This is a genomic window from Aquimarina sp. (assembly GCF_977115655.1).
This window is the reverse complement of the sequence record NZ_CDSBKO010000002.1, coordinates 105,589-125,493: the sequence shown is the minus strand read 5'-3', so window position 1 is coordinate 125,493 and position 19,905 is coordinate 105,589. Positions and strand designations below refer to the sequence as shown.

The window sequence follows — 19,905 nt, the reverse complement described above, 5'->3', positions numbered from 1 at the left end:
CATACCAGATTTTATTACATTTGATTTTTAGATTTAGATGATATATGAGCGTTATTAAACACAATTGGACAAAACAAGAAATTCTTGATATTTATAACTTACCATTAATGGATTTGCTGTATAAAGCAGCTACCATTCATCGGGAGTACCATGACCCAAATACAGTACAGGTATCTACTCTTTTATCTATTAAAACAGGAGGATGCCCGGAAGATTGCGGATATTGTCCGCAAGCAGCAAGATATCATACCGATATTGAAGGTAATGATCTTATGAGCGTGCAGCAGGTAAAAGCGCAGGCACTTAGAGCAAAATCATCAGGCAGCTCCAGAGTATGTATGGGTGCTGCATGGCGTAATGTAAAAGACGGGCCGGAGTTTGAAAGTGTATTAGAAATGGTTCGTACTATCAATAAATTAGAGATGGAAGTATGTTGTACCCTGGGTATGATTACCGAAAACCAGGCACAACGACTGGCAGAAGCAGGACTATATGCATACAATCATAATTTAGACACCTCTGAAGAATATTATAAAGAAGTAATTTCTACCAGAGGATATGAAGATCGTTTACAGACCATAGATAATGTTCGTAAAACCAATGTTACCGTATGTAGTGGTGGTATTATTGGTATGGGAGAAAAAGTAGAAGATCGTGCAGGAATGCTTGTTGCATTATCCAAACTAAACCCACAACCAGAATCGGTACCAATCAACGCATTGGTTGCTGTAGAAGGAACACCAATGGAAAATGAAAAACCTGTAGTAATATGGGATATGATACGAATGGTAGCTACAACAAGAATCATTATGCCAAAAACTCAGGTAAGACTATCGGCAGGAAGAACCGAAATGAGCAGAGAAGGACAAGCAATGTGTTTCTTTGCAGGCGCTAATTCAATTTTTGCAGGAGACAAACTGTTGACCACTCCTAATCCGGATGTGAGCGAGGATATGGAAATGTTTAAAACGTTGGGGCTTAATCCACAAAAACCGTTTGTTAAAAAAGCGCAGCCAGAAACAGTCGAGGCAAAAGATTCTAAATACGAACCTCTGGGAGAAAAACCCAAATGGTCAAGACCAGATCACACTATCGAAAAAAATGAAACTGCAAAACAAAAAGCAAAAGAAGTAGCAGCAAACAAATAGTACGTACCGGATTGTTTTTAGGGACTGGTATAAGGTGTTTAATATATCTTTTAGAAAATACGTTAACAGTTTTAGATTCCATGCCTTTAGTTAAAGATATTTAAAATTCTTTGTCGCACTAAGTTTGTCGAAGTGTTTTTAATTTACATTTTCTAATGTCTTTGTCAGGATCAGACTCATAACTAAAAGCTTACCTAAACGACATTGATTTTAGATTTACAATTAAAATACTGTTTGTTTTTTAGAGATATAGATTAGTATAAAGTATGATATCTATTTTTGGCAAATCACAATTTAATTTTTAGCTCATATATAAGTAAGTGAAATTAGACTTAGAGCAAATACCAAGGGTAACTGTAATTACCAAAGAAAAATTTCTTAAAGAGTATGTCCATTTGCAAAAACCGGTTGTGGTAGAAAGACTAACCGAAGATTGGGTAGCATATAAGAAATGGAATTTGGATTATATAAATACGCAAGCAGGCGATAACATTGTGCCTATATACGATGACAGACCTATTTCGTCTGATCGTAAGTTTAATGAAGCGCATACCCGTATGAAAATGAGCGACTACATTAACTTACTACATAGTGGCCCTACAAATTACCGTATCTTTTTATATAATTTATTAAAAGAAGTTCCACAGCTTCAAAAGGATTTTTTTTATCCCGATATGGGTTTAAAATTCATGAAGAAATTACCTTTTCTTTTTTTTGGAGGGACTGGTTCTAAAGTATTTATGCATTATGATATAGATTATGCCAACATACTTCATTTTCATTTTCATGGCGAAAAACAATGTATACTGTTCCCCCCTTCACAAACCAAATATATATACAAATTACCACACTCTTTACTATCCCATCAAGAGATCGATTATACCAATCCGGATTTTGATACATGGCCGGCATTGCAAAAAGCAAAAGGGTATATAACCAATTTAAAACATGGTGAGATGCTTTATATGCCAGAAGGGTACTGGCATCACATGACATATCTAAGCCCTGGTTTTTCTATGAGTATTCGCTCTGTTACCAAAAGCAAAGTTAGGTTTGTAAAAGCTATGTACAATGTTTTTGTGTTAAGGCGTATAGATAATTTTATGCGAAAAACCAAAGGACAAAAATGGATAGAATATAAAAATAAAGTAGCTATAAAAAGAACCAATAAAAGAGTAAAAAAACTTTGATATAGTAATCCCTCATTGAGGGTCAGGAGCTTGCCGCAAAAATAAATATCCCTTAAAAAGCCCTTCCTTTGGAGAAAATGAATAAGTTTAGATGAGACATTTTATGGTTAAATCTTTTGCTCCTGCTGCGGTTAGGTTTGGATGGCAGGATCTTTTTTATTCAGAAAAAGGAATAAAAAAACCTCACAAAAATAAAGCTTGTGAGGTTGGTGTAAACTATTTTATTTAGAATCTATCCTTGCATATTTTTTGCTTCAATACTTAATGTAGCATGCGGAACCAGTTTTAAACGTTCTGGATTGATTAATTTGCCGGTTACACGACATATACCATACGTTTTGTTTTCAATTCTTAGTAAAGCGTTTTTTAAATCACGCACAAATTTTTCCTGTCTGATAGCAAGCTGTGTATTTGCTTCTTTAGACATTGTTTCGCTACCTTCTTCGAATGCTTTAAATGTCGGTGAGGTGTCATCCGTGCCATTATTTCCATCATTTTTGTAAGCACTTCTTAGTAAATCTAAATCTTTTTTAGCTTTTTCTACTTTTTCAAGAATTATTTCCTTGAACATTGCTAAATCAGCGTCGCTGTACCTTACTTTGATATCGTCTGCCATACTTCTTAATGTTTTTTAATTATCAATTGGGTTGCAATGTCGTCAAACGCAATTTCTGTACCATTTATTACATCTGTCGCAAATTCAATTGTCTCGGTTAAGGTTTCGTTTTTAATATAATCTTCATTTGTAGCAATAGCTTCTTGTATAGTTTTATTTTCCTGAAATACAATTTGTATTTTATCAGTTACTTCCAAGCCACTATCTTTACGAATATTTTGAATGCGATTTATAAGTTCTCTGGCAATACCTTCTTTTTTAAGCTCGGGACTAATAGTAACATCTAGTGCTACTGTTAAAGCACCAGAATTTGCTACCAGCCATCCTTCTATATCCTGAGAACTAATCTCTACATCATCGGTACCTAATGTAATAATTTTATCATTAATTTTTACATCAAAATGCCCGGTTTGTTCAATAATTTTGATTTCTTTTTGACCAAAAGACTGTATCTTGCTAGCAATCAGTTTCATGTCTTTTCCAAAGCGTGGGCCTAATGTTTTGAAATTGGGCTTAATTTGTTTTACCAATATGCCGGAAGCATCATCAATAAGCTCTATTTCTTTAACATTCACTTCGCTTTTTATAAGATCGGCTATATCATTGATTTCATTTTTTTCTGCATCATTCAGTACAGGAATCATGATACGTTGTAAAGGTTGGCGAACTTTTATTTTTTCTTTTTGTCGTAAAGAAAGGGTCAAAGAAGAAATAGTTTGTGCTTTTTGCATTTTATGCTCCAGTAATCTGTCTACAAAACTCTCATCATATTCAGGAAAACTTGCCAGATGTACACTTTCAAATATTTCTTTTTTTGTTCCTGCTATCAGGTCTCTATACAATCGATCCATAAAAAATGGGGCTATTGGTGCTCCAAGTTTAGAAACGGTAAGCATGCAAGTGTATAACGTTTGATAGGCAGAAATTTTATCTTGTTGGTAATCTCCTTTCCAAAATCTTCTTCTGCTTAAACGCACAAACCAGTTACTTAGGTTTTCTTGCACAAAATCAGAGATAGCTCTTGCTGCTTTTGTAGGTTCATATTCTTTATAAAAAGAATCTACGTTTTTAATTAAAGTATGCAGTTCGCTTAATATCCAACGATCAATTTCCGGGCGTTCTGCTAATGTGATATCTGCTTCATTGTAGGTAAAATTATCAATATTAGCATAAAGAGTAAAGAACGAATACGTATTGTACAGGGTGCCAAAAAATTTACGACGGACTTCAGCAATTCCTTCAGAATCAAATTTTAAATTGTCCCAGGGGTTTGCGTTGCTTATCATGTACCATCTGGTAGCATCCGGACCAAACTCTTTTAAGGTTTCGAACGGGTCCACAGCATTTCCTAGTCGCTTAGACATTTTTTGTCCATTTTTATCCAATACCAAACCATTAGAGACTACATTTTTGTAGGCAACATCATCAAAGATCATAGTTGCAATGGCATGAAGAGTGTAAAACCATCCACGGGTTTGATCTACCCCTTCTGCTATAAAGTCAGCTTTTCTTTCTCCATCTTCAACTTTTTCTTTATTCTCAAAAGGATAATGCCATTGTGCATACGGCATGGATCCAGAGTCAAACCATACATCAATCAAATCACTTTCTCTTTTCATAGGTTTTCCTGATGCAGAAACCAGAGTAATTTGATCTACTACGTTTTTATGAAGATCTATTTTATCATAGTTTTCTTCGCTCATGTCTCCAATAGTAAAATCTGCAAATATATCTGCTTCCAGAACTCCGGCTTTTACAGCTTTTGTCATTTCAGATTTCAATTCTTCTACAGAACCTATAATAAGTTCTTCTTTACCATCTTCTGTTCTCCATATTGGTAATGGGATTCCCCAAAAACGAGAACGAGATAGATTCCAGTCATTGGCATTTGCCAACCAGTTACCAAACCTGCCTTCTCCTGTAGCTTTTGGTTTCCAGTTAATACCAAGGTTAAGTTCGTGCATTCGATCTTTAAAATCGGTAACTTTTATAAACCATGAATCCAAAGGATAGTATAAAATTGGTTTGTCTGTACGCCAGCAATTTGGATAGCTGTGTACATACTTTTCAACTTTAAAAGCTTTGTTTTCTGTCTTAAGCTGTATCGCAATCTCTACATCTACCGATTTCTCGGGAGCTTCCCCTTCATTATAATATTCATTTTTTACATATTTACCACCAAGATCTCCCATTTGTTGGATAAACCTTCCTTGTAAATCCACAGTTGGTACCAGATTATCGTTTTCATCCATTACTAATAGAGCAGGCACTTCTGGAGAAGCTTGTTTAGCTACCAAAGCATCATCTGCTCCAAAAGTTGGAGAGGTATGTACAATACCAGTTCCGTCTTCTGTGGTAACAAAATCACCAGCAATTACCCTAAAAGCATTTTCGGGATTATGATAAGGTTGTACGTAATCGATAAGTTGTTCGTAACGAATATCTACAAGATCTGCTCCTTTACATTCTTTTAAAACAAGGTATGGTATCTTTTTGTCTCCTTCTTTAAAGGAATTTACTTCTTCTTCGGTTTCAACAGCACTAAATTTACCTGCAAACTGTTTTCCTACTAAATTTTTGGCAAGAATAACATGAACAGGCTCAAAAGTATATTGGTTAACTGTTTTTACAACAACATAATCAATTTTTGGACCTACAGTTAATGCGGTATTAGATGGTAATGTCCAGGGAGTTGTAGTCCATGCCAAAAAGTAAAGATCTCCATCTATATCTTGTAAAAAAGACGGTAAAGTATCTTTTATGGTTTTAAACTGAGCGACAACAGTAGTGTCTGTAACATCCTGATAGGTTCCTGGTTGGTTAAGCTCGTGTGAACTTAATCCAGTACCAGCCTTGGGAGAATACGGTTGTATGGTATACCCTTTGTACAATAACCCTTTCTTATAAATTTGAGAAAGTAGCCACCATACACTCTCCATATATTTGGATTTGTAGGTAATGTACGGATCTTCCATATCTACCCAATATCCTATTTTTTGAGTAAGATCATTCCATATATCTGTATAGCGCATTACCGCTTTTTTACAAGCTTCGTTATACTCCTCTACGGTAATCTTTTTGCCAATATCTTCTTTGGTAATTCCTAATTCTTTTTCTACGCCAAGCTCTATAGGAAGCCCGTGGGTATCCCATCCTGCTTTACGCTGTACCTGATATCCTTTTTGAGTTTTATAGCGGCAAAAAATATCTTTGATTGCACGAGCCATTACATGGTGGATTCCAGGTAATCCATTTGCAGAAGGAGGCCCTTCAAAAAACACAAATGGTTCTGCTCCATCCCGCTCACTAATACTTTTTTCGAATATGTTATTCTGTTGCCAGAAGTCTAGTATTTCATTAGCTAATTCAGGTAAGTCAAGTCCTTTATATTCAGGAAACTTCGTGCTCATTTTGTCGTTCTTTCTATTAAGTTTGCGAAAATAAGGATTTTCTATAAAAAAGAGGGCGGAATTTGAATTACGATATAAAATAATTGTTATAGAAACATCAATTTTTAACAAGGCCTTTATCTTTTTATTAAAAAGAGTGCCCAAGATATGTGTATATTAGTTAGGAGATGCTGTAAAGTATCAGATATATAACTAAGGGTAGAATTAACTGTTTGAAAGATTACTTTTTTGAGATTATATTTTAGTATTTTTAACCCACTTTATGCAGTATAAGGGCTTTGGTTATATTAAAAAACGAAGCAAAGCGTCTGTATTTGCAGCAGCTACAAGATGTAATAGGTTTTTTGCTCATAAAGCGGGTTTAAACATGGATAATGAAAAGGATTAGAGCGGGTGCTTCTGGTATAGAAGATTTATATTATATTAATTATAGATGAAAGAAATTTTAGACGTAGTATTAATTCAATCCCATCTGGCTTGGGAGAATCCAGAGCAGAATCGTGCAGCTTTTACTCAAAAAATCAATTCGATTACATCAAAGGTAGATTTGATTATTTTGCCAGAAATGTTTACCACAGGTTTTACTATGAATGTGGATGAGGTGGCAGAAACAATGAGTGGGGATACTGTTAATTGGATGAAGAAAACGGCTAAAGAAACAGATTGTGCAATTGCAGGAAGTATTATTATAAAAGAAAAAGAGAATTTTTATAACCGTTTGATTTTTATGTTTCCTAATGGCACTTATGAGACCTATGATAAACATCAGCTGTTTACCCTGGCCAAAGAACAAGAGGTGTTTACAGCAGGACAGAAGGAGGTAATCGTAGACTTTAAGGGGTGGAAAATCAAACTTTTAATTTGTTATGATCTTAGGTTTCCTGTTTGGGCAAGAAATACTACATACTACGATGTATTATTATATGTTGCCAGTTGGCCAAAACTCCGTATAAATGCATGGGATGCATTGCTAAAGGCCAGAGCAATAGAAAACATGAGTTATTGTATAGGGGTAAACCGTACAGGATTGGATGGCGAAGGTTTTGAGTATAACGGGCATTCTAATATCTACGATGTTTTAGGAAACACCATCTTGGAAGAATCTCCTGTAGAAAAAGAAACTATTATATATACAACTTTAAATAAGTCCCATATCAAAAATAGCAGGCAAAAATTACCTTTTTTAGAAGACAGGGATGTTTTTCAATTAATCTAGAATAAAAGTTTGTTTTATCTCCCAGTTTGCTCGTACATCGATAGGTTCAGCAAGGTAACGAATCTCTTCGGGTTGTATCCCTTTTAAGAAATTACCCGTATCCCATTTTCCATTATTATTGCTGTCAAAAATTACTCTCACGTAGTACTTATTGGGTTCAAGGTAATCAAAAACCAAGGTTTCTTGGGCTCGTGCTACTTTTTCTGAGATTACTTCTTCTTTTTCATTAGTGATTTGAACCAAAACAGGGTAGTTTTCTACATTTTGAAGTGTTAGGAAAATAGTACCGTAATCGGCTGTTTTTTTTGTTCTGAAATTAATATTTATGGTGTCATTAACATTTCCTACAAAATCTTTAACAGCTTCTGGCAGAAACTGTAATCGATAATTGTTGTTTTCAGTTTTTTCAAAAATAAGTTTAGCTTCATTTTTGTATGTGTCTAATGCTATAGAAAAAGGAACATCCAAAGTGTCTTTATCGGTTAAGAAAATTTGTTTTTCGTTGATGCTGTCCAAAGGGGTATTTGCCGAAAAAATAAAATTTTCATTAAGGGGAAGGATAGATCCCGCATTGGGTTTAACAATAAGAGAATCTTTATACTGATCTTTAAACCTGGTAACTAAGGTGTCTTTATAATTTGTAGAATTAGTAACTTCAAATATTAAAGAATCTGCTTTAAAAAATGGTCTGAACCAATAATGTAATGTATCTTTTTCTTTATCCGGAAATATTCTCGTTTCAAAATTTTCGGGAATATTGCTTAACAATGTTATTTTCATGCTGTCCAGTATTCCTTCATAAGGAAAGAAGAACTCGTTTTTTGAAGCTTGTTTTGGGTTTAATGCTTTAAACTCAAGAATCTCTTTAAATACATTAATATTGAAAACCTTGGCAGTATCTTGAGGAAGCGTAACAATCTCCTCATAAAACCCTATTTTATCCTGTTTTGGCTCATACAAGTAATTATTAGAAACATCTTTTAAGGCAATTAACTTAAATTTCCCTTCCTTTAGGTTTTGCAAGCTAAAATTGGTGCTGTCCAAAGTATTGGTGATATATCGGGGGACAGTTTTATATACTAATGAATCAGAATATTCTTCATCGATTTCATATAGGGCTACTGTAATATACGAATCCGGTTTTTTTTGAAGAGCATCTCCTACAGTGCCTTTTATGCTTAAAGAATCCAAAAAATCGCCTGTTGAAAAAACGTACCTAAAAAATGGATTAGGATTCCCTTCGTTATTATCCACTACACTTTCTCCAAAATTTATACTATATGTTGTGTTTGCAAGCAGGGTATCCAAAAATTTGATTTTTATATACTTGCTTGCGCCACCAAGAGGAGTAATGGTTGGTTTGGGATCCATGGGTGGCGACACAATGATTTGTTTTTGAGGGTCTTTTAATTTGATGTATTCATCAAAATATATACGGATTTCATTTTTGTTGAAATTTGTAGAGAAATTAGGAGGGAAAGCTTTGATAAAAACCGGAGGTTTTTCATCTTTAGGACCGCCAGATATCGAACCCTTTTTAGCACAGCCAATAACTATTACCAACAAAGTTAAAATAAGGAGTATCGTATTTATTTTTTTACTCATAATCTCCGCGATGATTTTTTAAGACACAAAGAAACAACTATATTTAAAAAACAAAAAACTTAATGAAACACTATTTAGAAACCATATCAAAACATATTGTTAAATAGCGGGTATAAATAGTTTAAGTTTCGTAACAGAGCTCCAAATTTTAATACATCATTATTTTTTATCTCTAATACAAATATATTTTTTATTCTGCTATTGCCATAGTTGCAACACTTATTTTGATCCCGGGTATAGATTGCAGTACATTTATGCAAGACTCTATAGTTGCACCGGTAGTTACAATATCGTCAACCAAAAGGATGTGTTTGTTTACAAGTAAAGACTCATTTTGCGTGCCAAATGTTTCAACAGTGTTTGTCCATCTGTTTGTTCGTTCATGTTTAGATTGTTTTTTATTGTAGGAAATTTTTTTCAACACAGAATTTACATACTTTGCATTTAGTGATTTTGCAATTTCAATTCCAAACTTTTCTACCTGATTATACCCTCTTTCCCGCATTCTTCTTTTGTGTAAAGGAACAGGTATTACTATGTTAATATCTTGATATTTAATAGATTGTTTCAATTCTTGTCCTAGCCATTTTCCTAATTCGACACCTATTTCTTCTTGTCCCCGGTACTTTAAATTGTGTAGTAAATTTTGAACTAAACTATCCTTATAAAATACAAATAGAGACGTTGCATTTTCAATTTTGGCACGACCATAAAATACTTTTTCAATTTTTTTTGCGTTTACGTTATGAAAATTCCCCAAAGGGAGTTCATGTCTGCAGGAAGTGCAAAGCAATTTTTCGTTTTTATATAGTGGGCTGTCACATGCTCCACAATATATAGGAAAGAATAAATAAGCTAAGTCTCTTAGCATTTTGACAAGGAGATTAACATTAATTATTATATTTAGCCATTAAAATAACCATCAAAAATTATAAATTTTAATTATGACAACTCAAAACAATAACTTGACCCTTAAAATTCTAATTGGTGTTCTAGCAGCACTTTTGCTTATTTTAGGAATATTTACGTATAAGTTTTACAACGAAGAGAAGCAAAATAAAGCAATTTTGCAACAAGAAAAGGATCTTATTGAAAGCGAATTAGGAGAATTAATTACAAAGTATGACAATGCTATCGCACTTAATGAAGTAATGGACGATCATTTGCTTAAAGCAAAAGAGCGAATTGTAGTCCTGTTAGACAGCGTAAAAGACAACGAGGCTAACTTAGCACTAATCTCCCGATATAGAAGAGAAGTTGGTAAACTTAAAAAGGAACGTGAAAGATTATTTAAACTAGCCGATAGTTTAACAGCAGCAAATACCAGATTGGCAACAGATTTGGATAGTACTTCTGTAGCTCTTAATCAAAGAATCATTTTATCCGATTCTTTGCAAACACAAAACAGCAAGTTAGCTGAAATCGTTGAAAGAGGTGCAGCCCTTACTGCAGCTAATATAAAAGCAGAAGGAGTAAGAGTTCGTAATAATGGTAAAATAACAGACGCTTCTAAAGCCAGTAGAGCAGAAAAAGTAAGAGTTTGTTTTACACTTTCTCCAAATAAATTAACAGAAAAAGGAGATAAAGAACTTTTTGTACAGGTTATTAACCCAGAAAACAATCTTATTGGAGATAAAATATCTGTAAACTTTGATGATGCAGTACTTACTTATAGTGGTCGTAACAAAGTATTTTATGAAAACGAAGCATTAGATGTTTGTATATTGGTAGATGCAGCGCAAGGAGAACTGGTTAAAGGTAACTATGTGGTAAACCTTTTTTCCGGACCAAGAATGATTGCAAATACACAATTTGAATTGAAATAGTATTTGATATAAAAACAGAAAAACCGTCATATTATATAAAAATATGACGGTTTTTTTGTGCTTTTATCAGAAATTACTTTTGTTGCGTATTAATTATATAAATTCATTTTTAAATTATTTTAATTCAGTTATTTTTGCGGAATGGCACAGCAAGAAGATAAATTTAAAAAAGTGATTTCCCATGCCAAGGAGTATGGGTATATTTTTGGTTCTAGTGAGATTTATGACGGACTTAGCGCCGTATATGATTACGGTCAGAACGGAGTAGAACTTAAAAAAAACATAAGAGAGTATTGGTGGAAAAGCATGGTGAATATGCACCAGAATATTGTGGGGCTCGATGCCTCTATATTTATGCACCCCACAACATGGAAAGCTTCTGGACATGTAGATGCCTTTAATGATCCTCTTATAGACAATAAAGATTCTAAAAAAAGATATAGAGCAGACGTACTTATTGAAGACTATGCTGAAAAACTACATCAAAAAGCACAAAAAGAAATCAGTAAAGCCAAAAACCGTTTTGGAGATGATTTTGATGAAGCCCAATTTATATCCACAAATCCAAGAGTTGTAAAGTATCTTTCAGAAAAAGAAGAAATAATACAACGTATGGCAAAATCTTTAGAAAATGAAGATCTTGCAGATGTAAAAGCATTGATTGAAGAGTTAGGAATTGCAGACCCGGAAACCGGATCAAAAAATTGGACTGAAGTTCGCCAATTTAATTTGATGTTTGGAACCAAGTTGGGGGCATCTGCAGAATCTGCCACAGATCTGTTTTTAAGACCAGAAACAGCACAAGGTATTTTTGTTAACTTTTTAAATGTGCAAAAAACCGGTCGTATGAAAATACCATTTGGTATAGCACAAACCGGAAAAGCATTTAGAAATGAAATTGTAGCAAGACAATTTATTTTTAGAATGCGGGAATTTGAACAAATGGAAATGCAGTTTTTTGTTCGCCCGGGAGAAGAAATGAAATGGTATGAGTACTGGAAAGAAACCAGATTAAACTGGCATTTGTCCTTAGGATTAGGCAAAGAAAACTATCGTTTTCACGATCACGATAAACTAGCGCATTATGCAAATGCAGCAGCAGATATAGAGTTTAATTTTCCGTTTGGATTTAAAGAATTAGAAGGTATACATTCCCGAACAGACTTTGATCTTAAAGCGCATGAAAAACATTCTGGCAAAAAACTGCAATTTTTTGATCCGGAGCTTAAAGAAAGCTATGTTCCTTATGTTGTAGAAACTTCGGTAGGGTTGGACAGAATGTTTTTAGCAGTGTTCTCTACAGCATTACAAGAAGAAGAGTTAGAAGATGGTACCAGTAGGGTAGTGTTAAAATTACCAGCAGTTGTTGCACCGGTAAAAGCAGCAATACTCCCGTTGGTTAAAAAAGATGGTCTGCCAGAGATAGCAGAGCAAATTGTAGAAGATCTAAAATGGAAATTTAATATCATCTATGACGAAAAAGATGCAATAGGCCGCCGGTACAGAAGACAAGATGCTAACGGGACCCCATTTTGTATTACGGTAGACCACGATACCATAAAAGATAATACAGTTACCATTAGAGACAGGGATACGATGGAGCAAAAACGGGTACCTATTGCAGATCTAAAAAACATTATAGCAGAAAAAACAGATCCAGAATATTGGTTAAAATAATTCACAAACCAAAAAGCTTTCTTAACTAAGGAAGCTTTTTTTGATTTGTAAAGTTATTACTAAAAAAATAGCTATTTTTTTAGCAATAACTTAGATAAAATGTTTTATAGTTGTCATATTTTGAAGTTTAGTTGTATTTTAGTCGCAATATAAAAGCCAATTCTTATATTATTATATAAATTATCCCCTATGCTATTTAAGAAAATTATAGTTGTTTCTTTTCTGTTTTTTGTTGCCTTAGGCTTTTCACAGGAAAAGAAAATTATGAAAGCCACTATGGTTACTACTGCTACGTATATGAAAGAAGTAGCACCATTTGAAGGAAGAAAACTGCAGCCGGCAAAACCAAGAGAAGGTGAAATTAATCCAAAAAGAAAGGCAGGATCTAATAAATTGGTTCCTGGCAAAGGATATCCCAGAGGCATAGACCCTTTATTAGCAAAGCAAAAAAACAATCAAAATAAAAGAGCAGGTAAAGGACCATCTTTTTTATTCGAGGTAAATTCTAGTGGTCGGGCACCAACAGATCCTACCGGAGCTATTGGACCTAATCATTATGTAAGTGCAAAAAATTCTGCATTTGCAATACATGACAGATCTGGTAATGAACTAGTATCCTCTACCTCGTTATCCGAGATTTTTCCAGGAGAAACAGATGGAGATCCTGTAGTATTTTACGATAATTTTGCAGATCGTTTCGTTATAACCCAATTTAAAGGTGCTTTTAGCAATCCAGACGGGTTATTAATAGCAATAAGCAAAGGTCCCAATCCGGTAACTGATGGATGGTATACGTATCAATTTATTTTAGATTCTTTTCCGGATTACCCAAAATTTTCTATCTGGTCTGATGGATATTATGTAACTGCCAACAAAAATCAGGATGCAATAAGAGATAATGAGGTAGTGTATGTAATGGAAAGAGATAAAATGCTGTTAGGGGATGAGGAATCAAAAATAATTGGTTTTCCACTTCCGGGAGGTAATACTTTTGGTTTTTACAGCCCTGCATCTTTTAATGCATTAGGTAATGAATTACCTCCAAAAGGAGATGCAAGAATAGTTTTTTATCAAGATGATGAGTGGGAAGGAGTAAGTCAGGATGCCTTAAAATTTTGGAAAATAAATGTAGATTGGAGCGCTCCAAGTCAATCTACCATTGCAGAGGCAGAAGAAATAGCAGTAACACCATTTGATTCTGTATTTGATGGAGGAGATTTTAGTAATCTTCCACAGCCAGGAGGTGCAAGTAATAATATAGATGTATTACAAGGAGCAATCATGTATGCTACTAATTATAGAAGGTTTTGTGGTTACAACTCTGTAGTACTTAATTTTGCAGTAGATATAGACCCTGTAGCAGATAATATATCTGGAATACGATGGTACGAGCTGCGCCAAAACGGGGATGGACAACCCTGGACTGTTTTTCAAGAAGGAACTTATACCTCTCCAGATGGTAAAAGTGCGTGGTGTGGTAGTATGGCTATGGATGTTTTTGGTAATATAGGTATGGCATATACCACAATGGGTACTATAGCAAACGGGGCGACAGCAGATAGCTTTGCTTCTATTCGGTATACAGGTAGATTTGCAGGAGACGCTCCCGGAACTATGACTATTGCAGAGCAAACTATTGTAGAAGGTACTGGACCACAAGTTAATGGAGGAGCTCGTTATGGAGATTATGCACATCTTACTGTAGATCCTCTGGATGATCAGACCTTTTGGCATATCGCAGAATATTTTGAAGCTACAGGAGATAATGCCAGAAATATTGTAGGAGTTTTTAAAGTAGCAGAAGTGGTAACAACAGATGTTGGAGTAGTACGTATAGATGCTCCGGCAGTAGATGCAGCTTTTAGTACTGCAGAAATTATTAAGGTAACGATCAAAAACTTTGGAACTACTGCCCAAACTAATATTCCGGTTACGTATAGTATTAACGGGGGCTCCGCAATTAGCGAATTGTTTGCAGGACCTCTTAATCCCGGACAAACAGCTTCTTTTTCTTTTGCAACAACAGCAGATCTTAGTAAAGAAAACGAATATACTATTCAAGCAGAAACAAATTTGACCGGAGATGTTACGCCAGAGAATGATTGTGCTATCAAAAAGCTTAAAAACTTACCCCCAGTAGATGTAGGGGTAACAGAATTGGTTTCTCCAACATCAGATAGTGGGGTTTCGACTGCTCCGGAGCGGGTAACTGTAACTATTTTTAATTACGGAAATCTTCCGCAATCTAATATCCCGGTATTTTATATTTTGAATAATGGGGATACCATAAGCGAAGTGTTTTCAGGAACTGTACCGTCACAAGAGTTTGTAAATTATACCTTTACTGTAGATGCAGATATAACAGGGATTGGAAGCTTTGAGTTTAAGACAGGAACCAAATTACCAGAAGACCAGGATACATCTAATGATACTATTACAACAATCGTAGAAAGGGTATTTTGCAGACCAACTTCAGATTGTACTAAGTTTGGAGACGGGATTACCTATTTTCAATTATCTAATGTTACCAATGCACCCATTGTTTGTAATACCGGGTACGAAGATTTTAGTAAAAATATAGACTTCCATATTAACTTAAACCGTTCTATAGGAGCCTATACTCTTACTATACAAACAGGATTTGCAAATGCAGATGGCGCAGAACGTTTATCCTTATGGATCGACAGCAATGATAACACGGTTTTTGAAGAATCAGAGCTGCTATTGGATAATATAATTGTAAAAAAAGCAAATACAAATCAGGATATTATACTTTCTCTTCCTAAAGAATTCCCTTTAGGAAAACATATTCTTAGAATTCGTGCAGGAGATGTTGATGAAAATAACGGTGCGCCTTTAAATGAACCTTGTAGCTCTATGCAACAAGGTACAACTCATGATTATGCGGTGACTATAGGAGAGAGTAAAGAGGCAAGTACAGAGGTGTTTGTAGTTAATAATTCAGATAACCAGTTTTTGATCACGAAGCAAGATACTGGATTAGAAAAAGAATTACGGGTATATGTTTTTAATGTACTAGGGCAGATAATTGCTTCTAACATGGTTAAAAAAGATGCTAACGACAGATTTGCATATACGATAGATATGTCTTATGCAAAAACAGGAGTTTACTTTGTTAGATATGGCGAAAAGAAAAAAGGATACTCTGCTAAGTTTGTAGTAGAGTAATTTATTCCTTTCTTTTATGAATTTCTAAAATTGAAACCGGGCGGGCATCATTGCATCTGCTTGGCATTCTAAGACTAGCAAATTTTATCCAGACTTGTTCAGGGACCTCGGTTTTAAAAAACTCATTAATATTAATAGGATCAAGATTGTCTTTATATTCTTCTACATTTAGGATATAAGGACAATCTTTGGATTTAGTAACAAGTATAGTTCCTTTTTTAAACCCTTTTTCTTGCATATCTGTAGTATTTTCGTTTTTGGCAATAACAGCAGAGTTATTAATATTAGTAGTATCTTTCTTCCCTTTTGAAGGAGCACAATTATAAGTACTAAGCAGCAGTAGTGCACAAGCTATTTTAAGCATATTCTTCATGATTTGTGGTATTATCTATGAACTAGAATTATAAAGATCCTAAAAAATAATTAGAATAGAACAGGATTTAGCAGATTAAAAAATATCGATATAGTATCCATTTTCTTTCATAAGTTTTATTTTTACTAAAAATTAAATAGAATACTTCCATGAAAATCGCTTCATACAACGTAAACGGAATCCGAGCAGCAATAAACAAAGGTTTTTTAGAATGGCTACAACAAGCAGATCCAGACGTAATCTGTCTTCAGGAAATAAAAGCCAATAAAGAACAATTAGATCTGGATATGTTTGCAGAGGCAGGATACGCTTATAATTATTGGTATAGTGCCCAAAAAAAAGGATATAGTGGTGTCGCTATTCTTTCTAAAAAAGAACCCGACCATGTAGAGTATGGTACCGGGATAGAATATATGGATTTTGAAGGGCGTAACTTGCGGGCAGATTTTAATGGCGTATCTATAATGAGTCTTTATTTGCCAAGTGGTACCAATATAGATCGCTTAGAACATAAGTTACAATACATGGCAGATTTTCAGACCTATATAAACGACCTAAAAAAAGAACGACCTAACCTTGTTATATTAGGAGATTATAACATTTGTCATCAGGCAATAGATATACACGATCCGGTGCGTAACAAAAACGTATCCGGGTTTTTACCAGTAGAGCGAGAATGGATAGGAAACTTTATCGATAGTGGTTTTATCGATTCGTTTCGACATTTTAATACAGAACCAGACCAATACTCCTGGTGGAGCTATAGAGCAAATGCCAGAGCAAATAATAAAGGCTGGCGATTAGATTATGGTATGGTATCTACGCCATTGCAAGATAAATTAAAAAGAGCCGTTATTTTATCAGAAGCCAAACATAGTGATCACTGCCCTATTGTTGTCGAATTAGAGGTGTAATTTTAATAAACAAAACAGGTAGTAAAAGTAGATATTAAACCTCTTTATTTTTATAGTAAACAACCCCATAAATAAATAAAAAATGATTAAAAAAATTCTATGTATGATACTTGTAGGAGCGTTAATGACCTCTTGTGTAAGTACCAAAGTATATAAAGAATTAGAAAGTAAATATGCTCGTCTTAAACGAGAAAACCGCAAAACCAAAGATCAGTTAGCAGGTTTAGAAAGAACCAGTGAAGCAGATAAAAAAGCACTGGAGCAATTAGATGCCGAATATCAAAAGCTAAAAGCAGAAAGAGACGATCTGCAAGGAAACTATAATGCTACTCTGGCTAATTATGAAAACCTAAAAGACTCCTATGACGCTTTAGAAAAAAATAGCTCTAATGCCATTGCAGCCAATAGTAAAAAGAACAGGGAGCTATTGGCAAGACTAGAAGAAAAAGAAAAAGCCCTTGCTACAGAACGTAACCGTTTGGATGCATTAGAAAAAGAAATAGCTGCACGCTCTAAGCGAGTTAACGAGTTAGAAGGATTGATTGCAGCAAAAGATGCCAAAATGCAAGCACTAAAAACGGCGATATCCAAAGCCTTACGAAATTTTGAAGGAAAAGGGCTAACGGTAGAAGAACGTAATGGTAAAGTATATATCTCTATGGAAAACAAATTACTGTTTGAATCTGGTAGTTGGGCAGTAGGAACACAAGGAAAAAAAGCAGTACAACAATTAGGGGATGTACTGGCAGAAAACCCCGATATAGCGGTGTCGATAGAAGGGCATACCGATGATGATCCTTATATTGGTAACACACAGATAGCAGGTAACTGGGATCTGTCTACCAAACGAGCTACAGCAATTGTAAACATTTTATTGCAAAATAAAAATATAGACCCACAAAGTCTTACTGCAGCAGGTAGAGGAGAGTTTGCCCCTGTAGCATCTAATGAGACTGCCGATGGTAAAAGTAAAAACAGAAGGATAGAAGTAATCCTAACTCCAAAACTGGATGAGATTACCAAATTGTTGAATGATATATAATCTGTAGAAATTAGCATTTACAAAAACAGCGATCCAAATGGGTCGCTGTTTTTGTATGTATAGATATATTCTTTTTAATTAAACAAATCTTTCAAAATGCTTTCTACATCTGCATCTTGATTTTCTGCTAAAGAAGTTTTTAATTTTAAAAGCTTTGCTTGAAAAGTTTCAATTACTCGCTCGGCATTCATCTTATCTAATAATATATCTTTTCCTGTAGTAGTTAATAAATGATATTCGTAATGATTTAAATTCTTAGGTTTGGATGGATCTAATTTTTTTTGTACAGATATAGTTCCTTTAGCAGTAATTACAGAAATAACATTTCCAGCAGCAGCCACTTTATCTGTTTGTTCTCCTAAATCGGTAGCCAAAGAGTATACTCTATCAAATATAATTTTTTGGTCTTTCCAATCTTCTTGAGCTTGTGCGGTTAATCCTGCGAATAGAACAAATGCAAGTAGAAATAATTTTTTCATAATGTTTGGGTGTTTAATGTATTATAAGTTTATAGGTTAATTACACCGGTTATTTAACGAGGCAAAATGCTTTTTATTGTTAAAATAACCTTAAAAATCGACTCAAATTAGGCAATTTATTTCATAAAAACCAAAAAGCATGCCACGAATTTACTAAACAAAAATAAAATCCTTAATTATGCATATAGTAAAAAAACAAACTATTTTTACATAAAAGTATAAAAATAAGGAAATCAGGTAACAAAAGGAGGTTACCAAACGTTTAGTATACCCAATTAATTTAAAACTATAGAACAAATGAAAAGGCTACCCATTTTTATAATGTTACTGGTATCTGTGATCAAAGGAGTAAGCCAGGAAAGCGAAGAAGGCTATCCAAATGAAGAAGAAATACAGAGTGAAGAAGAGGTGCAGGAGGATAAAAAAGGAGAAAACAACTACTTTGACATCTATGAATATTTTAATTTCACCAATGATGAATATTCTAATGCTATGGATAAGGTGAATGAGATGGATCCAGAAGATCAAAATACCCTATATACGTTGGTAGTAGAGGTTCAAAAAGATAACGTATTAAAAGATCGTTTGTTTGGGGAGTTGATCGCAAAACCCAAAAAAAAAGAGCCTTTCAAAGGTAAAGACAGCCCGGGGTTTGCCTGTGTCTTAAAGGGTCTTATAGAAAACAAAACCATATACAATGAGGTTGTTAAAAACGGGGGCTCTGAGGATCATGCCAGAAATGCCGCAGCCCTCGCCGAAAGAACTGTCCGTAGAAAATGTGGTATCGCCAAAAAAGTGAATAAGCTATAACACGAACTATTTTTATACACCAGTAAATTTAAGGTCACAGGCGGTGTTATATCGATATGTTGGCGAAAAACATAACCTCTCCTGCTACTCCAATCCAGGTATAGCTTAAGTCCTGATAAAATATATAGGTTTATTACTTGTTGAACCCGTTCTTTGGTAGAGGTATATACACCATAGTTTTTGAAATTTATGTTTACATCAATACTCTCGGAACAAGCTCATTATCTTTAAGTTAATAATGTAAACTATTGATTTGAAACCTGAGTTCGGTGTAAGAAAATTTACGTCAGTCAGAGTGATTTTCAATAGAAAATTGTACTTCGGCAAAACTCAGCAGAACTATCGAAGACAAGTAAATTTTAAACCAAAGGCATTGTCATCTTGAGCTTGTCGAAAGAGCAGTACAATTT

General features: G+C 34.4%; 15 protein-coding genes. 9 read left to right on the top strand and 6 right to left on the bottom strand.

Translation table 11 applies throughout. The annotated features are described in order from the left end of the window. The first annotated feature begins 44 nt into the window (after window positions 1–44). Together bioB and ACZIYX_RS01905 are read left to right on the top strand one after the other, a co-directional pair. Window positions 45–1,148, top strand: coding sequence for a biotin synthase BioB (gene bioB / locus ACZIYX_RS01910; RefSeq protein WP_462680499.1), 1,104 nt, complete (start codon window positions 45–47; stop codon window positions 1,146–1,148). Between the two features lie 320 nt (window positions 1,149–1,468). After that, entirely contained in the window at window positions 1,469–2,338 is an 870-nt protein-coding gene (locus ACZIYX_RS01905) for a cupin-like domain-containing protein (RefSeq protein WP_462680498.1), read from the top strand. Between the two features lie 232 nt (window positions 2,339–2,570). Here ACZIYX_RS01905 and ACZIYX_RS01900 read toward each other — a convergent pair whose 3' ends face one another. Together ACZIYX_RS01900 and ileS are read right to left on the bottom strand one after the other, a co-directional pair. Beyond that, window positions 2,571–2,954 carry a TraR/DksA family transcriptional regulator gene (locus ACZIYX_RS01900; protein ID WP_462680497.1) on the bottom strand — a complete coding sequence of 128 codons (384 nt, stop codon included), beginning with the start codon at window positions 2,952–2,954 and terminating at the stop codon, window positions 2,571–2,573. A gap of 5 nt (window positions 2,955–2,959) precedes the next feature. Continuing rightward, window positions 2,960–6,364, bottom strand: a complete 3,405-nt coding sequence (ileS, locus tag ACZIYX_RS01895; protein WP_462680496.1) for an isoleucine--tRNA ligase — start codon at window positions 6,362–6,364, stop codon at window positions 2,960–2,962. Between the two features lie 433 nt (window positions 6,365–6,797). Here ileS and ACZIYX_RS01890 point away from each other — a divergent pair, with 433 nt between their 5' ends. After that, a complete protein-coding gene (locus ACZIYX_RS01890) occupies window positions 6,798–7,580 on the top strand; it encodes a nitrilase family protein (RefSeq protein ID WP_462680495.1) in 783 nt (260 codons plus the stop codon). Here ACZIYX_RS01890 and ACZIYX_RS01885 read toward each other — a convergent pair. Then, window positions 7,572–9,185: an Ig-like domain-containing protein gene (locus ACZIYX_RS01885; protein WP_462680494.1), complete on the bottom strand. Its 1,614-nt coding sequence runs from the start codon at window positions 9,183–9,185 to the stop codon at window positions 7,572–7,574. The two genes, ACZIYX_RS01890 and ACZIYX_RS01885, sit on opposite strands and share 9 nt — an antisense overlap. Before the next feature lie 190 nt (window positions 9,186–9,375). Continuing rightward, window positions 9,376–10,056 carry a ComF family protein gene (locus ACZIYX_RS01880; RefSeq protein ID WP_462680493.1) on the bottom strand — a complete coding sequence of 227 codons (681 nt, stop codon included), beginning with the start codon at window positions 10,054–10,056 and terminating at the stop codon, window positions 9,376–9,378. Between the two features lie 73 nt (window positions 10,057–10,129). Here ACZIYX_RS01880 and ACZIYX_RS01875 point away from each other — a divergent pair, with 73 nt between their 5' ends. The 3 genes from ACZIYX_RS01875 to ACZIYX_RS01865 all read left to right on the top strand — a co-directional run bounded on the left by ACZIYX_RS01875 (window position 10,130) and on the right by ACZIYX_RS01865 (window position 15,877). After that, window positions 10,130–11,011, top strand: a complete 882-nt coding sequence (locus ACZIYX_RS01875; protein WP_462680492.1) for a hypothetical protein — start codon at window positions 10,130–10,132, stop codon at window positions 11,009–11,011. A 141-nt stretch (window positions 11,012–11,152) separates the two neighbouring features. Continuing rightward, entirely contained in the window at window positions 11,153–12,688 is a 1,536-nt protein-coding gene (locus ACZIYX_RS01870) for a glycine--tRNA ligase (RefSeq protein WP_462680491.1), read from the top strand. A gap of 189 nt (window positions 12,689–12,877) precedes the next feature. Beyond that, window positions 12,878–15,877, top strand: a complete 3,000-nt coding sequence (locus tag ACZIYX_RS01865) for a GEVED domain-containing protein (RefSeq protein WP_462680490.1) — start codon at window positions 12,878–12,880, stop codon at window positions 15,875–15,877. A 1-nt stretch (window position 15,878) separates the two neighbouring features. On the opposite strand, the gene ACZIYX_RS01860 is transcribed toward ACZIYX_RS01865, so the two are convergent. After that, on the bottom strand, window positions 15,879–16,250 hold the full coding sequence (locus tag ACZIYX_RS01860) for a hypothetical protein (protein ID WP_462680489.1): 372 nt from the start codon (window positions 16,248–16,250) through the stop codon (window positions 15,879–15,881). 149 nt (window positions 16,251–16,399) lie between these two features. Between ACZIYX_RS01860 and ACZIYX_RS01855 the strand changes: the two genes are divergently transcribed. Further along, window positions 16,400–17,164: an exodeoxyribonuclease III gene (locus tag ACZIYX_RS01855; RefSeq protein WP_462680488.1), complete on the top strand. Its 765-nt coding sequence runs from the start codon at window positions 16,400–16,402 to the stop codon at window positions 17,162–17,164. A 103-nt stretch (window positions 17,165–17,267) separates the two neighbouring features. Next, window positions 17,268–18,206, top strand: a complete 939-nt coding sequence (locus tag ACZIYX_RS01850; RefSeq protein WP_462680487.1) for an OmpA/MotB family protein — start codon at window positions 17,268–17,270, stop codon at window positions 18,204–18,206. Between the two features lie 74 nt (window positions 18,207–18,280). Here ACZIYX_RS01850 and ACZIYX_RS01845 read toward each other — a convergent pair whose 3' ends face one another. Beyond that, window positions 18,281–18,685 (bottom strand): hypothetical protein, encoded by a 405-nt coding sequence (locus ACZIYX_RS01845; protein ID WP_462680486.1) that lies wholly within the window; start codon window positions 18,683–18,685, stop codon window positions 18,281–18,283. A 297-nt stretch (window positions 18,686–18,982) separates the two neighbouring features. Between ACZIYX_RS01845 and ACZIYX_RS01840 the strand changes: the two genes are divergently transcribed. Beyond that, the gene (locus ACZIYX_RS01840; protein ID WP_462680485.1) at window positions 18,983–19,495 is read left to right on the top strand and encodes a hypothetical protein; all 513 of its coding nucleotides are present in this window, start codon (window positions 18,983–18,985) and stop codon (window positions 19,493–19,495) included. Window positions 19,496–19,905: the final 410 nt, after the last annotated feature.